Annotated in this window: 15 protein-coding genes; 1 reads left to right on the top strand and 14 read right to left on the bottom strand. The window is 57.8% G+C overall.

Features of this window, described 5'->3' with window-relative positions:
- Positions 1-78: 78 nt before the first annotated feature.
- Positions 79-1,008, bottom strand: a complete 930-nt coding sequence (locus J7412_RS04605; RefSeq protein WP_209077583.1) for a carbohydrate kinase — start codon at positions 1,006-1,008, stop codon at positions 79-81.
- 9 nt (positions 1,009-1,017) lie between these two features.
- Entirely contained in the window at positions 1,018-1,704 is a 687-nt protein-coding gene (locus J7412_RS04600) for a D-lyxose/D-mannose family sugar isomerase (protein ID WP_209077581.1), read from the bottom strand.
- A gap of 346 nt (positions 1,705-2,050) precedes the next feature.
- Here J7412_RS04600 and J7412_RS04595 point away from each other — a divergent pair, with 346 nt between their 5' ends.
- On the top strand, positions 2,051-3,406 hold the full coding sequence (locus J7412_RS04595) for a hypothetical protein (protein ID WP_209077579.1): 1,356 nt from the start codon (positions 2,051-2,053) through the stop codon (positions 3,404-3,406).
- A gap of 37 nt (positions 3,407-3,443) precedes the next feature.
- On the opposite strand, the gene J7412_RS04590 is transcribed toward J7412_RS04595, so the two are convergent.
- The 12 genes from J7412_RS04590 to J7412_RS04535 form a co-directional block, all read right to left on the bottom strand.
- Positions 3,444-4,691: a glycerate kinase gene (locus tag J7412_RS04590; protein ID WP_209078297.1), complete on the bottom strand. Its 1,248-nt coding sequence runs from the start codon at positions 4,689-4,691 to the stop codon at positions 3,444-3,446.
- A 3-nt stretch (positions 4,692-4,694) separates the two neighbouring features.
- The gene (locus tag J7412_RS04585) at positions 4,695-5,702 is read right to left on the bottom strand and encodes a LacI family DNA-binding transcriptional regulator (protein ID WP_209077576.1); all 1,008 of its coding nucleotides are present in this window, start codon (positions 5,700-5,702) and stop codon (positions 4,695-4,697) included.
- A gap of 12 nt (positions 5,703-5,714) precedes the next feature.
- The gene (locus J7412_RS04580; RefSeq protein WP_209077574.1) at positions 5,715-6,875 is read right to left on the bottom strand and encodes a dihydrodipicolinate synthase family protein; all 1,161 of its coding nucleotides are present in this window, start codon (positions 6,873-6,875) and stop codon (positions 5,715-5,717) included.
- Positions 6,876-6,899: 24 nt separating this feature from the next.
- Positions 6,900-7,208 (bottom strand): Dabb family protein, encoded by a 309-nt coding sequence (locus J7412_RS04575; protein ID WP_209077572.1) that lies wholly within the window; start codon positions 7,206-7,208, stop codon positions 6,900-6,902.
- Entirely contained in the window at positions 7,205-8,797 is a 1,593-nt protein-coding gene (locus tag J7412_RS04570) for a GMC family oxidoreductase N-terminal domain-containing protein (RefSeq protein WP_209077570.1), read from the bottom strand. Before J7412_RS04570 ends, J7412_RS04575 begins: the two co-directional genes overlap by 4 nt.
- A gap of 9 nt (positions 8,798-8,806) precedes the next feature.
- Complete coding sequence (locus J7412_RS04565; protein WP_209077568.1) at positions 8,807-9,565, bottom strand: 3-ketoacyl-ACP reductase; 759 nt, start codon at positions 9,563-9,565, stop codon at positions 8,807-8,809.
- The gene (locus tag J7412_RS04560; protein ID WP_209077566.1) at positions 9,562-11,055 is read right to left on the bottom strand and encodes a GMC family oxidoreductase; all 1,494 of its coding nucleotides are present in this window, start codon (positions 11,053-11,055) and stop codon (positions 9,562-9,564) included. Before J7412_RS04560 ends, J7412_RS04565 begins: the two co-directional genes overlap by 4 nt.
- Positions 11,055-12,167, bottom strand: a complete 1,113-nt coding sequence (gene ugpC, locus J7412_RS04555) for a sn-glycerol-3-phosphate ABC transporter ATP-binding protein UgpC (RefSeq protein ID WP_209077564.1) — start codon at positions 12,165-12,167, stop codon at positions 11,055-11,057. Before ugpC ends, J7412_RS04560 begins: the two co-directional genes overlap by 1 nt.
- 6 nt (positions 12,168-12,173) lie before the next feature.
- Positions 12,174-13,055 carry a carbohydrate ABC transporter permease gene (locus J7412_RS04550; RefSeq protein WP_209061972.1) on the bottom strand — a complete coding sequence of 294 codons (882 nt, stop codon included), beginning with the start codon at positions 13,053-13,055 and terminating at the stop codon, positions 12,174-12,176.
- Entirely contained in the window at positions 13,055-13,948 is an 894-nt protein-coding gene (locus J7412_RS04545; protein WP_209061973.1) for a sugar ABC transporter permease, read from the bottom strand. Before J7412_RS04545 ends, J7412_RS04550 begins: the two co-directional genes overlap by 1 nt.
- Before the next feature lie 85 nt (positions 13,949-14,033).
- Positions 14,034-15,284, bottom strand: a complete 1,251-nt coding sequence (locus J7412_RS04540) for an ABC transporter substrate-binding protein (protein ID WP_209077562.1) — start codon at positions 15,282-15,284, stop codon at positions 14,034-14,036.
- Between the two features lie 31 nt (positions 15,285-15,315).
- The coding region (locus J7412_RS04535; protein WP_209077560.1) for an aldehyde dehydrogenase family protein at positions 15,316-15,674 on the bottom strand (359 nt) is incomplete at its 5' end.

The raw sequence follows: 15,674 nt of genomic DNA, 5'->3' as shown, positions 1-15,674 counted from the left end.
TGCTCTCAGCGGATACCAGCGCCGCCTCCTGCGGTCTTGCCGTCCACATGGCGTGTTGGCTCTGAAGTTAGACCAGCCCTAACTTAGCTCCTCTGCCCAAGGCGGATTGGCCCCAGCCCGGGCCACCGTCACGGCCGCGACTTTAGCGCCGAATGCCATCGCCGCCTGTGCTTCGGAGGCCGTAACCGCTCGCACCCGGTCTTTGTCTAAGACACCCAGTTCCGAGAGCTTCGCGATTACCCCGCTGTTGAATGTGTCGCCTGCACCCACGGTGTCCACCACGTTGGCTTTTTCCGCCGCCACAGAAAACGCTTCCCCAGAAGCCAAATACCCGCGCGCGCCGTCACCGCCACAAGTGACAATCACAAAGGCAGGCCCTTGCGTCAGAAGCTGCGCAGCGCGCGCATCCATATCGGCAAGCTCTGGCATCAGCCATACCAGATCTTCATCAGAGACTTTAACCACATCCGCTTTGGCAAACATCTTCGCCAATCGAGCGCGATAGGTTGCCTCATCGCGGATGAACCCCGGGCGGATATTGGGATCAATCATCACCGCACGGCTTTGGCCCTCACGCTCCAAAACATCTGCATATGTATCGGCACAAGGTTCAACCGCGAGGCTGATGCCCCCAAAGAAGAGCGCCTGCACATCGTCCGAAACCGGCGCAACATCCTCAGATGCGATCATCCTGCCTGCCGTATTTTCATCATAGAAATCATAGGTGGCATGGCCGTCTTCGAGGTGCACAAAGGCCATCGTTGTCGGACGATCCAAACGCACAACAGCACCTGTCGCAACCTTGCTTTGTTCAAGCCGCGCAATCAGTTGCGCGCCAAATCGATCCTCCGAGATACCGCTCAAAAGCCCGACATCGGCGCCAAGCCGCCCGAGCCCAACCGCTGTGTTAAACACCGCGCCTCCGACATGTGGCACAAAACCTTCCGCTCCGCCCACCGTCGCTTCCGGGATCATATCAATCAGCGCTTCTCCGCAACACAGGATCATGGTGCTTCCTCACCCAAGCCACTTTGCATAGTCGCTCACGAGCAGATGCGTTGGGTCCACATCTTCCCGGATATCGGCAAACCGCCCAATCGGTTCACGAAAGATATTGTCGGTTTCATCGTCGTTTACCGTCGAGACCTCTCCAATCAGTACATCGCCCCCTTCGCCCCAGAAGGCATGCCAATCGCCGGGCATCAGCGTGAGGCTTTCTCCGGGCGCGAACTTAAGCTTCTCACCTGGTGCAAACTCGCGCGCGATACCGTCGCACATGATCATACCACCGCGATCTTCGGCAAAGTTCCCGTCATCATCAGAGCCATAAAGCTCCACCACCATGGTCGCCCCACCACGATTGATAATGTCCTCGGCCTTGATCACATGCGTGTGCATCGGGGACAGCTGATCCTGACGTGAAATCAGGAGCTTCTCCGCGTAGCACATGCCACCACCTCGCTGAAGATCAGCCAACCGGCCATTGCGTAGCGTGAAAAGGAACAAGCCCATTTCATCAAAATTGCCAGCGCCGTAGTCGGTGATGTCCCACCCGCAGCGCGCATCAACCAGCGCTTTGGCAGCCTGCTTGCGTGCCACGAACTCTTCTGGCGTCCAATAGGCAAATGGTGGCAGCTTGAAACCATAGGAACGGATCATCTCGTCCGCAGCGGCCATGATCTCATTGATGGTTGAGCGTTTCATCGCAATCTCCCTCGCAAACTGGCCTCTCACACATGGGATGCCCCAAGCAAGTCAACCATTAGCGCTAACATTTCCAATATGCTATGGCAAAAGGCCGCCCTTGGGGCAACTGAAATCACGCGCTCGCATGCTTCAGTCCACTCCAGACCCGTCCGAAACTTGTTTCGCAACATGCACGTTCAAAAACACACTTGCCGAAACCAATTTCGCCGCACATGTTACCGATAACGGCCCTTCGCCGACCAGCCTGTGCGACCCACTGGACTTTCCCGAAAGGTCACGCGGGCATCTCTCATATTGCAAAACCAGCCCAAGCCTCCTGAGGCGGCGCAAAGGACATAAACGCATGACCAAAATCGTACTCGTGGGGGCGGGCAGCCTGCAATTTGGCACCGGAATGCTGGGCGACATTTTTCAAAGCCCTCATTTGGAACAAGCTGAGATTGTCCTGCATGACATCAATCTGGACGCCGCCCAGCGCACGCTAAAAGTTGCTGAGGACTATGTCGCCGCCAACAACCTCAAGCATGCGCTCACCGCAACCACAGATCTTACTGCAGCGCTCAAAGGCGCACGCTTCGTCGTCATCTCTATCGAGGTTGGCGACCGTTTTGCCCTTTGGGACATGGATTGGAAGATCCCGCAACAATACGGAATTCAACAGGTCTACGGTGAAAACGGCGGCCCCGGCGGTCTGTTTCACAGCCTGCGTATCATCCCGCCAATTCTCGACATCTGCCAGCAGGTTATGGACATCTGCCCTGACGCCACAGTGTTCAACTATTCCAACCCCATGAGCCGGATCTGCACAACAGTGCACCGCAAATTCCCAGAGCTCACCTTTGTGGGCATGTGCCACGAGATAGCTTCTCTGGAGCGTCACCTCGCGCCGCTCTTGGGCGTTGAACGCGCAGACATCAGCTATCGTGCGGGCGGGCTAAACCACTTCTCGGTGATGACGGATTGCACCTATGTCAAAGATGGCTCGGACGCCTATGAGGATGTCCGCGCCAAGGCTGAGGGCTACTTCGGTGAAATGCCGGGCTACTCTGAAATTCTGCAAGCCTCGCGCAAAACCGGCACGTCGATTGAAACCGAGGGCTGGATGGACATCGACCTGAGCATGATCGACACCGTTCGCCCATGGTCTGACCGTTGGTTGTTTGCCGAAATCCTCGAAAAATTCGGCGCGCTTCCGATCACCTATGACAGCCACTTTGGCGAATACATCCAGTGGGCCCATGACTGCTCTGACCATCAAGGTATTCTGGATTTCTACACCTACTACCGTAACTTCCTCGGCAAAACGGACCCGGTGATCGAACCTGTTCTGAAAGAGCGCGTGGTGCCCATCATGGAAGCCCTGCTGGGTGCGCCTGCCTACGAGGAGGCCGCCGTCAACATCCCAAACAAGGGCTACATCGCCAACTTGCCAGAGTGGATCTGCGTCGAAGTTCCGGCGATGATCGACCCAAACGGGCTGCACGGCATTTCGGTCGACATCCCAGCCGGTGTGCGCGGCCTTCTGACCAACCAGATTGGCATCCACGACATGACCGCTGAAGCCATCTTGCAAGGCAGCCGCGATCTCGTGGTGCAGGCCCTGCTTGTGGATCCGGTGGTGACCAAATCCAAAGGCTTGGGAGCCTTGGTGGATCATATGATCGCTGAACAAAGCCCCTGGCTGGACTACCTCAAATAAAAGAAAGCGCCGCAGACCTCTCTGCGGCGTCTTTGCTCTACCGGGTGATCAAAATCGCCCTGAAATCATTCACGTTGGTCAATGTCGGGCCAGGTACAACCTGTTTATCCAGCTTGGCAAAGAAGCTATGCGCATCATTGATCGCCAGCGCCTCCGCCACATCAACACCAAGCGCCTCTGCCTCTTTCAGCGTGTTCGGCGAAATGACCGCCCCGGCCACCTCCGCAGCCCCATCTACACCATCCGTGTCACAGGCCAGCGCGTGAATCTGTGGCGCGCCATCCAAAGCTGAGGCAAGTGCCAGCGCATATTCCGCGTTTGGCCCGCCTACACCGTCACCACGACGCGTCACCGTAAGCTCCCCACCAGACAAAAGAAGCAAAGGCTCCGTGGCTGTCGCGGCTCGCTCTTTCACGAGAAGAGCATGCTCTGCAGCAATCTCACGCGCCTCGCCTTCCAAGGCATCGCCCAGAATTTCCACCACACATCCTGCGTCTTCCGCCATCGCCTTCGCTGCCAGAAGCGACTGCATCGGCGAAGCAAAGAGGACATTCTCCGTGGTCGAAAGCCGCTCATCATCCAGCGCCACAACGCCAGCATGTGCCCGTGCAGCCGCCTCAACATGTTTGAGCAAAGTCACACCAAATGGCGCAACCGCTGCCAGTGCGACATCCAAATCCGAGGGTTCTCCAACCGTCGGGCCGGAACCAATCATACCCGGCTCATCACCCGGCACATCTGAGATCAGGAAAGACACCACCTTGGCAGGATATGCCGCCGCGGCCAACTGACCACCTTTGGCTTGGCACAAATGCTTGCGCAGCGCGTTCATCGCTGAAATTGGCGCACCAGACGCCAGCAAATCCGCGTTTACCTGTTTCAACTCGTCCAAGGTCACACCCGGAACAGGCGCTGTTAAGAGCGAGGACGCACCTCCCGAAATCAAACAGATCACCGTGTCCTCGGCGCCAAGTCCACGCATCAGCTCCAGCATTTCAAGCGTCGCCGCTTCACCGGCGGCGTCCGGCACCGGATGGGCGGCCGAGGAGATCCGAATGCCCGCACAAGGGCGCTCATATCCGTAGCGCGTGATCACCAGCCCTTCACAGGGACCCCAAGCCGCTTCCAAAGCCTCCGCCATCCGCGCGCTCGCCTTGCCAGCGCCTACAACAATCAACCGACCTGACGGTTTGGAGGGCAATGCGTCCGGCAGCGCCGCCATAGGATCGGCAACAGCCACAGCTTTGGCAAAAAGCGCTCTCAGGAAGTCATTCGGGTCATCAATCACTTAGCTCTCTCCACTGGAGGCCCGCACCATCAATGACACGGGTGTGCGCGCGTCAGGCGCAGGCGCCGGACCTTGGGTCAGCCACCCCAGCAGCGCATCGCTGATATGAGTGGCAAATTCGGGGATACGGCAGCTCACCGAGCTCAGCGGCGGTGCACTATGCGCACATTCTTCGATGTTATCGACGCCGACAACCCTTAATTCCGCTCCGATCACACGTCCCTGCGCTGAGGCAGATGCGACGAGCCCGAGCGCGACCAAGTCATTGAAGCAAATGACCCCGTCAACCTCCGGAAACCGTTCTTTGAGCACCTGTGCCTGTTCGCGCCCAAACTGTCTTGTGGCAGCCCCGGTCAAGACCACCGACTGCTGGTCACGCTCTTCCATCACTTTGAGATATCCCGACACGCGCTCCTGCGTGACAGGCCGCCCGTCAAGCCCGCCAACGAAGGCGATCTGCTTCGCCCCCTGCGAAAGCAAATGCTCGGTCGCCAGCCGCCCACCTTCGGCATAGTCCGGAGCGGCAAAGGGAAACTTATCCAACCGATTGTCTACGCGCCGAAACACCTGCATCGCAGGTAGCCCTGCGCGCGCGATCGGCTCCAAGGCCTGTCCTGTATCATCATAGGTGGGGCAGATCACAAAGGCAGACACACCGTGCTCGATCAACGCATTGATCATCTTTTGCTGCAGGGCTGGGTCCTCTTCGGTATTGGCCACAACGGCCGCATAATCCTGCTGACTCAGACTGCGCTGCAAAGAGGCCGCAAGCTCAGAGAAAAACGGGTTGCGCAGATCATTGATCACGAGACCAATCAGGCCGGTTGAACCGGAACGCAGTTTTGCAGCAGCACGGTTATAGACATAACCGATATCGGCCATCACCTTTTGCACATGCTCTCGCGTTTCGGACTTCACCAAGCTGCTGCCCTGCAACACGAGGCTAACGGTGGATTTTGACACCCCAGCCTCGCGGGCCACATCTTTGATCGTCGGTCTGCGCTCCATGGCCGCTAGGTGTCAGATACCATGCAGGGAAAGCAAGGCTTTCATGCGGGTTTCCGCCAATTCCGGCTGCGAAAGCAGCCCTGCAGCATCGGCCAGGCGAAACACCTCTGCATAATGGGTGATATCTCTGCTCGCCTGAAACCCGCCCGGCATAATGAAATGGCTCTGCGCGCCATTGAGCCAGGCAAGATAGGCAATGCCGGCCTTGTAAAATCGCGTTGGTGCGCGGAAGATTTCGCGGGACAAAGGAACTGTCGGTGCCAGCAAAGCATGGTAGCGGTGCATGTCGCCCATCGCCAAAGCCTCGAGCGCCTGACTGGCCGCCGGAGCGATGGCGGCAAAAATCCCCAACAGCGCATGGGAGTGATGTGTGCCATCTCCCTCAATCAGTGGCGCATAGTTGAAATCATCCCCCGTATAGAGACGCACGCCTTCAGGAAGCCGCGCCCGAAAGGCCTCCTCATGCGCTTGATCCAGCAGAGAGATCTTGATGCCATCAACCTGACTCGGGTTCTCGCCAATCAGCTCCAGAACAAAGTCACTGGCGGCCTCAACAGAGTTACAGCCCCAGTACCCTTTGAGCGCGGGATCAAACATATCACCTAACCAATGCAGGATCACAGGCTGCGCAGCCCCATCAATCAAGCGGCGATAGACTTTGCGATAAACCTCTTTGTCCGCTCCAATTGCCGGAAATGCTCGGGTCGCCATCAAAATCAACTGTCCCCCAGCTGCCTCAATGACTTCTGCCTGATGCTCGTAAGCTGCAGCGATGACCTCCGAAGTAGTCAACTCAGACAGCTCACAATGGTCGGTTCCGGCACCACAGGCCACGCGTGGCTGTTGCGGGTGTGCCTTGGCTGCCACCATCGTGCGCTCGATCAATTCACGTGCTGTCGCCCAATCCACGCCCATGCCACGCTGCGCTGTATCCATGGCCTCTGCCAGACCGAGTCCCTGATCCCAGAGACCTTGGCGAAACGCCAAGGTGGAGTCCCAATCAACCGCCGGACGGCCTGTCCAGGGATCTCGCTCCGCAACCGGATCTGACACCACATGCGCCGCTGCAAAGGCCGTGCGGGTCAGCGCAACCTTGGGCGCACGTGGCACAAGCGGTGTGCCGTGCAGACGATAGTCCTCAATGCGCCCGTCCTGTGTTGGCAGCTTCAGCATGACATCACTCCTCCGATCATCGGCTCAGGCCTCCACATCCAGCACCAAAACCCCATCGAGCCCGCCCTCTGCATGCGCAACAATCTCCGCCCCCCAGCGCTTGTGTTCTGCATCTTCGGAATAGGCTGCCAGGTCATCAAAACTGTCGAAATCGATGGTGAAACCGTGCATGTAACCACGCTCAATCTTCTCCGGGCTGGTTGAGCGGCCACCATGAAAGCCTGAGGCCCCTTCCAGCCGCGCTGTCACACCGGCGAGCCCCGCGTAGATTTCCGAAATGGTATCCTCAGACACGTCGGAACGGAACCGGGTCAGAACGATATGTTTGATCATGTTGTAAGCCCTTGATCTTCTTTGATCATATCGGCGGCCTTCTCGCCGATCATGATGGATGGTGCATTGGTGTTGGATGAGTTGACGGTTGGCATGATCGAGGCATCCGCCACACGCAGCCCCTCAAGCCCGTTAAATCGCAGACGAATATCCACCACAGCCGCCTCATCCGGCCCCATGCGACACGTGCCCGCACAATGGTGGCTGGTTTTGGAATGCTGACAGATGAATTCAAACGCGTCCTGCTCGGTGCGCACCTCCGGCCCCGGCAAACGCTCCGCCAGAATATATGGCTTGAGCGCGTCCTGCGCGAGGATGTCTCGCACCAGCTGCAAACCGCGCAGCGACATTTCCCGGTCATAAGGATCGGCCAAATAATTCGGATCGATCAACGGTGCATCATTTGGATCAGCGCTCTGCAGGCGCACCGATCCACGCGAGCGCGGACGCAGGAAACAGGCGTTCAGCGTCACGCCCCCGTTGGGCATGGCCGCCACTCCCGCCTCAATGCCTGTGCCCAGCCCGAGATGCATCTGAATATCAGGTGAGCGCGCGCTTTCATCGGCGTACCAAAATCCACCGGTCTCAAATAGGCTGCTTGCCACAGGCCCTTTGCGCGCAAACAGGTACTGCAGCCCCGCAAGCGCCGACATATGCAGCTTGGCAAACCGGTCATAGGTATATGGACCGCTCACCTCGCAAATCGCATAGAGATCAAGATGATCCTGCAAATTCGCGCCAACGTTTGGTTGGTCGAGCTGCACCTCGACGCCCAACTCAGACAGCGCATCTGCCGGCCCGATGCCGGACAGCTGCAACAATCGTGGCGACCCAATAGCGCCAGAAGACAAAACAACCTCGCGCGCCGCGCGCTGCTTGGTGCCATCCATCAACTCGACGCCGATCACACGCCCGTTCTCAATACTCAAGCGGCGCACCTGAGCGCCGGTCTGAATGGTCAAATTAGGTCGATTGCGATTGGGCGCCAGAAAGGCCATCGCCGCAGAAGAGCGCCGCGCATTGCGCTGTGTCAGCTGGTAGTAGCCCACCCCATCCTGCTTTTCGCCATTCATGTCACCCGCTGCTGGGATGCCCAATTCACCCCCCGCCGCGATAAACGCATCGCAGATCGGCAGCGGCGCAGCGGGCTGGCTTACGCCCAGTGGCCCACCTTGCCCGTGAAACTTGTTGTTATGGGTGTCGTTGTCCTCAGACTTGCGGAAGTAGGGCAGCACATCGTCATAGCCCCAGCCCTCACAGCCCATCTGACGCCAATCGTCATAATCCTGCGCCGCACCCCGGGTATAGATCTGCGCATTGATGGCAGACCCGCCGCCAATCACTTTGGCCTGCGTGTAGGGAAACACTTTATTTTTCATGTGCTTCTGAGGAACCGTCGTCCATCCCCAGCTGCCAATACCCTTGGTCATTTTGGCAAATCCGGCTGGCAGATGGAAAAACGGATGGCGATCCGTCCCCCCCGCTTCAAGCAGTAGCACCGACACGTCTGCCACCTCACTCAGCCGCGCAGCAATCACCGACCCGGCGGAGCCGCCGCCCACAACGATGAAATCAAAGTCTGTCTTCATGTCCGTTCCTCAAAGCCGCGCAATCGACAGACCGCCGTCCACGGCGATCACCGATCCGCTGCAATATGCCATCTGCCCCGTCGCCAGCGGCACCACCGCTTGGCCGACATCTGCCGGTGTCCCCCAGCGTGCCGCCGGGATCAGCCCATCTGCGATCCGCGCGTCGTATTTGTCTTTCACGCCCGCCGTCATTTCCGTGGCAATCACGCCTGGGCGTATCTCAAAAACACCGATGTTCTCTGCGGCTAGACGCGCTGCAAACAGCTTCACAACCATCGACGCCCCTGCTTTGGAGACGCAGTATTCGGCCCGTTCAGGAGAGGCCATTTCGGCACTTACAGAGGTAACAAAGCTGATCGAGCGATAGTTTTCTCCGCCCTGCGTCACCATGCGGCGCGCGACTTCTTGCGCGAGAAAGAACGCCCCGCGCAGGTTGATGTTCTGCACAAAATCCCAATTCTCTGGCTGCAGATCGAGCAAATCACCACGCGCGGGCGCTCCGACGCCCGCATTGTTCACCAATGCGGTGACAGGACCCACCGCCGCCTCCACCTGATCAAGCAGTTGCGGGATGGCCACGATGTCACTGACATCATGGGTGAAATAGACAGCGTCCCCATCAAGCGCCGCAAGTCCAGCCTGCACTGCAGGCGCATCCGGTTCAGGCAGAGACGCGATTGCGATCCGAAAGCCTGCAGCCTGCAACGCTTGAGCAATGCCAAGTCCGATACCCTGTTGACCACCTGTTATCAGCGCAACACCACTCATGCCGCGAACTCCGTTTCCGCGATATGACGACCAGCACGCAGGGCAAGGGCCGCAATCGTCAGCGCGGGGTTCACCGCCGCAGAGGTCGGTAAAATGGAGGCATCCGTGATAAAAAGATTGGGATGGTCATGGCTGCGCCCAAAGCTGTCCACAACGGATTTCGCCGGATCAGTGCCCATGCGGGCTGTGCCACATTGGTGGGAGGGCGTAGACCGGTCAAAGGCGCGGCTCAGCACCACGGGAAACCCGGCTTGCCGCAGCTTCACTTTCAACTGTTTCACCAAAGCCTCATGCGCCGCCCAGTTGGAGCGTTGCCACACCAAACTGATCTGCCCATTCTTGACCGTGACGCGGCTATCGGAACGCGGCAGATCTTCACTCATCGCATAGAAATCAAAGCTGCGCGCAGCGATCCAATTGGCAAGAAGACTGGGCAGTCCCGACGTCGCCGCCAAAATCGGCCCGGTGATTTTGCCAAGCAACTGCACATTGCCAAGAGGCGCGCCCCCTTCCCCGTCATCATGGTAGTAGTCATTCACCATCAACGTCTTCTGATAGATCGCCCGGTTGCGGCGCAGCGGATGCAGTGCCAAGACCGCACTGCAATTGTGGTTCATAAAGTTACGTCCAACTTGATCAGATCGGTTCGCCACACCTGTGGGCCAATTGTCATTGGCAGACGAAAGCAACAGCGCGGCCGAGCGCACGGCACCTGCCGCCAGAACAACCACCGGCGCGGCGATCCGCTTGTCTCTGCCCTCCTGCCTATAGTGTACCGCCGAAACGCGGCCATCCGTGCCGATCTCCAGTCGCCGCACATCGCACCCCGTCCAAAGCGCAATACGCCCCCTTGCGCTGGCTTTCATCAGCACGGTCTCACCATCCTGCTTGCCCGCGCAGGTATTGGGATAGGCATCCCAAGTGGTCTGCCCATTGGCCAGCCAAGTCCCAATATCCACCGCCAACGGCAGGGATGCAGGCTTCAACCCAACCCGTTTAAGACGGCTACGCAAATCGGCAATGTCAGCTTCGTCGGGCACCGCTCCATAGGGCAGCTTGCCTGCGCGCGCCGGATCGGTTGGATCTTCATCCGCCGCCCCACGCACGTCAAAAAGCGCTTCGGCGGCAGCATAGTCTTTCGCCAGATCCGCATAAGAAATCGGCCATCCAGGCGTGGTGCCCTCCATATGCACAATGGGGCGGAAATCTGCTTCCCGATAGCGCAGCATCACTGCGCCATAAAATTTCGAATTGCCTCCCACATTGTAGTAATTCCCCGGCGAAAAGGCGCGGCCCGCGCCATCCAGCCAGGTTTCATCCGGCCGAAAATACCCCTGACCAAAGATGGCCTCGGCATCCCTATCTTGCGGACAAGAGCGCAGTCTTTCGCCACGTTCCAGCACAACAATGCGCTTTCCGCTTGGCGCCAAAGCCGCCGCCATGCTTGCACCGCCAATGCCAGAGCCGATGATGACCACATCCGCGTCCATTAGGGGGCAATCCGCATCTCGGTATCAGGATCAAATGCAACCGCCTTCTCCATGTTGACGGCGAACGCAAACTGCTGCCCGGCAGCCACCGGCACATCGGACCGCATACGTGAAATCACGTCGCGCCCGCCAAGTTGCATCGACACAAAAGTATCAGACCCCGCTGGCTCTGTCACATCAATGCGGTTGGTGAGCTCCGCGATATTGCTGGACTTGCGGTCTGCGCTGTCCGGATCAGTGATGGTTTCTGGACGTATGCCCAACAGGATCTCGCGGCCTTCATACGGGGCCAGATTGTCCTGACTGAATGGCAGAATTGCCAGGCTTTCGTCAGCCAACGCAACCTGCGCCGCTGGACGCCCATCCTGCATGACCACTTTGGCAGGCACCACATTCATCGCAGGAGAGCCCATGAACGTCGCCACAAATATATTGGCAGGGTTGTCATAGATCTCTTGCGGCGTGCCAAGTTGCTGAACATAGCCGCCGTTCATCACCGCAATCCGTGTAGACAGTGTCAGCGCCTCGATCTGATCGTGGGTCACATAGACGATCGTGGTGCCAAGTTTCTGGTGCAGCTTCTTGATCTCGGTGCGCATATCCACGCGCAGCTTTGCATCAAGGTTTGAAAGCGGCTCATCAAACAAGAACACATCCGGATCCCGCACCAATGCGCGCCCCATGGCGACCCGCTGCCGTTGCCCACCCGAAAGTGCGCCGGGCTTGCGATCCAGCAGCTGCTCAATCTGCAAGAGCTTTGCCACATCGTGCATTGCCTTCTCACGCTCTGGCTTTGGCACGCCGTGCATTTCCAGACCAAATGTAATGTTCTGCCCAACCGTCATATTCGGGTAGAGCGCGTAGCTCTGAAACACCATCGCGATGTTGCGATTGGACGGGTGTACCCCGTTCATCACCCGATCTTTGATCCGGATTTCGCCGCCGGTGATATCTTCCAGCCCAGCAATCATGTTAAGCAGGGTGGATTTACCGCACCCCGATGGCCCCACGAGCACAAGGAACTCGCCCTCCTCAATCGAGATGTCCACATTGTGCAGCACTTCGATGGCCCCGTAAGATTTGGTTGCCTTATCAATGTCGAGAAAGCCCATGACGTCTTATCCTTTAACTGAGCCCGCCATCAGGCCGCGCACGAAGTACCGTCCAGCCACGATGTAAACGAAGAGAGTGGGCATCGCCGCCAGGATCGCCCCGGCAAAATGCACGTTGTATTCTTTGACACCTGTGCTCGACTGCACGAGGTTGTTGAGTGCCACGGTCATTGGCTGACTGCTCGCATCCGCGAAAGAGGCGCCAAACAGGAAGTCGTTCCAGATGTTTGTGAACTGCCAGATCACGCTGACCACGGCGATTGGCCCGGAGCTTGGCAACAGAATGCGCCAGAAGATCTGAAAGAAGCCCGCCCCGTCAATCTGTGCCGCACGGATCAGCTCGGTTGGGAACACCGCGTAGTAGTTGCGGAAATAGAGCGTGGTGAAACCAATGCCGAACACGATGTGCACAAAGGACAGACCATAGGTCGACCCGGCGAGCCCCATCAGCCCTAGCATCCGCGCCATAGGGATCAGAACGATCTGAAACGGGATGAAGCAGGCAAAGAGCATCAGTCCAAAGAGGATCGTATCGCCTTTAAAGCGCCATTTGGTGAGGACATAGCCGTTCAGCGCGCCAAGCACTGTGGAGATTGCCACCGCAGGCACCACCATCTTGATCGAGTTCCAGAAGTAGGGCTTGAGGCCGGTTGGCTCCACACCAATCTGCGCGCTCGCCCAGGCCTGCTTCCACGGCTCAAGCGTGAAGGCATCAGGCAGGCTCATCATGCCACCACCGGTGATCTCATCAAGCGGTTTCACCGAATTCACCAGCATCACGTAAAGCGGCAGCAGATAAAACAGGGCAAACAGGATCAGCACCACATAGATCAGCGTGCGCGTGAAACGCCCGGTGCGGATTGCTGTGTCTTGGGTCGCAACAGACATCACCGTTTCTCCCGCAGTTCAGAGTAGAGATAAGGGATCATGATTGAGGCAATCGCCATCAACATGATGGTGGCAGATGCCGCACCAATCCCCATTTGGTTGCGCGTAAACGTGTAGGAGTACATGAAAGTCGCAGGCAGCTCTGTGGCTCGCCCCGGTCCACCACCTGTCAACGCGATCACCAGGTCAAAGGTTTTGATCGCGAGGTGGCTCAGGATCACGAAGGCCGACAGAAACGCGGGCCGCAGCTGCGGAATGATAATGCGCCGGTAGAGGTTCCAATTGCTGGCACCGTCCATCTGCGCCGCCTTCAAAATCTCATTGTCGATCCCGCGCAGGCCAGCCAAGAACATCGCCATCACAAACCCGGAGGTCTGCCAGACAGCGGCCAGAACCACGGTGTAGATTGCAAAGTCCCGGTTTTTGATCCAGTCAAACTTGAAGCTTTCCCAGCCCCAGGTGTGCATCACGTTTTCAAGCCCGATCCCCGGATCAAGAAACCATTTCCAGGCCGTCCCTGTCACGATAAAGCTCAGCGCCATCGGATAGAGGTAGAGGGGACGCAAAAGGCCCTCACCACGGATTTTTTGATCCAGAAAGATCGCAAGCCCAAGACCGATTGCTGTGCAAAGCGTGATGTAAAGCAGGGCAAATATGCCCATATTTGTGAGCGAAATCTCCCAATGGCTCAGTCGCCATAACTTGGAATAGTTCTCCCAGCCAACCCAGCCATAAGACGGCAAAAGGCGACTGTCGGTGAAACTCAGGTAAACGGAGAACAGGATAAACCCATAGACAAACACTAGGATCACGGCCAACGAAGGCGAAAGCACCAGTTTGGGAATCCAATTCTGTAGACGGGTTTTGAAATCCGCCTCAGCAGTCTGCGCCATGACGCGACCTCCATTGGGAAAAAAAAGTCCGGTTAGGTGGCGGGGCCAAAAGTGGCAGCCCCGCCTGGGGAGGTAACCCTATGGATTACTTGGCGATTTCCACCGCATCCACCAGCTCCTGAACAGCTGTTTCGCTGTCGTACTCGCCGTTGAAATGCGCGGTAACCACGTCATAAACCGCGTTTTTCACCGATGCGGGCGCTGCGTGACCATGGGCCATGGAGCCAAACAGGTTGCCGCTGGACGCAGCCGCAGCCAGATCCTTCATGCCCTGCTTGCCGCAGGCATCAAAGTCGGCGTCAGACACATCGGTACGGGCTGGCACAGAGCCTTTCACCACGTTGAATGCGGACTGGAAGCTTGGCGACAGGATCGCACTGGCAAGCGCCGCCTGCTCAGTAGAAACTTCACCGCCTTGGTCAAACATCATGAACTGGTCCGCGTTAAACGTGACCTGCTCCGCGGTTCCTGGGAAGCGGAAGCACAGGAAGTCCTCGCCCGGTACTTTGCCCGCGTTCAGGAACTCACCCTTTGCCCAGTCGCCCATCATCTGGAAACCAGCTTCACCGTTGATCACCATCGCAGTCGCAAGGTTCCAGTCACGGCCAGAGAAGTTGTCATCCACGTTGTCACGGATGAATGCCATGCGATCGAACGCGGTTTTCATGGCATCGCTGCCAAGAGTTGCGCTGTCCAAATCGATGAAGGCGGCTTTGTAGCCATCCGGGCCCAGCGCGCCCATTGCAACGGCGTCAAACACGGTGGCGTCCTGCCAGGCCTGACCGCCATGCGCAATCGGAGTTACACCCGCCGCTTTGAGCGCTTCAACCGCAGAAACAAAGTCATCCCAAGAGGTAGGCTGCGCAATGCCATTGGCATCCAGAACCGCTTTGTTGGCCCAGACCCAGTTGGTAGAATGCACATTCACCGGCGCGGAGACCCACTTACCATCTGCCTTGGCAAATGCTTTCAGGGCATCAGGAACAACCGCGTCCCAACCTTCTTTCGCCGCAACCTCGTTGAGGTCCGCAAGCGCACCTTGGTTGGCCCAGTCAAGAATATCAAAGCCCAGCGCCTGCACGGCGGTTGGTGGGTTGCCCGCAGTAACGCGTGCGCGCAGAACAGTCATCGCCTGCTCACCGCCGCCACCTGCAACCGGCATGTCCTGCCAGCCCACACTTTGGCTTTCCAGATCCTGTTTCAGAACGTTAAGCGCAGCCGCTTCACCACCGGATGTCCACCAGTGCAGTACCTCCACATCGCTCGCTTGCACCATACTGGTACTCGCCAACAAGGCTCCCACAACAGCTGCTTTGGTTTTGGTAAAAATTCGCATGTTTTCCTCCCGATCTGCGAAATTTCTTTGGTTATTCGTCGTTTGTGTCGGTCACCCAACGCGCCCGGGTATTCCCGATCCGCATCACAACCGATTTAACCTCCATAAATTCTTCAAAGCCATAGCGCCCGATCTCTCTTCCCTGACCGGATTGCTTGGCCCCTCCAAATGTGACCTCAGGAAATCCATCCATCCATGTGTTCGTCCAAACCGTGCCCGCTTCAGCGCGGCGGCTGAACGCCAGGCAGGTATGGACATCGTTGCTCCACACCCCGGCAGACAACCCGTAGTCCGTGCCATTGGCCAACGCGACCGCCTCCTCCAGCGTGTCAAAAGTCATCACAGACAACACTGGACCAAAAATCTCGTCTTGTGCAGCCCCCATGTGAG

It is taken from the genome of Shimia sp. R9_3 (genome assembly GCF_017743755.1).
In the GTDB taxonomy this organism is placed as follows: domain Bacteria; phylum Pseudomonadota; class Alphaproteobacteria; order Rhodobacterales; family Rhodobacteraceae; genus Shimia.
This window is presented reverse-complemented; position numbering and strand designations above follow the sequence as displayed.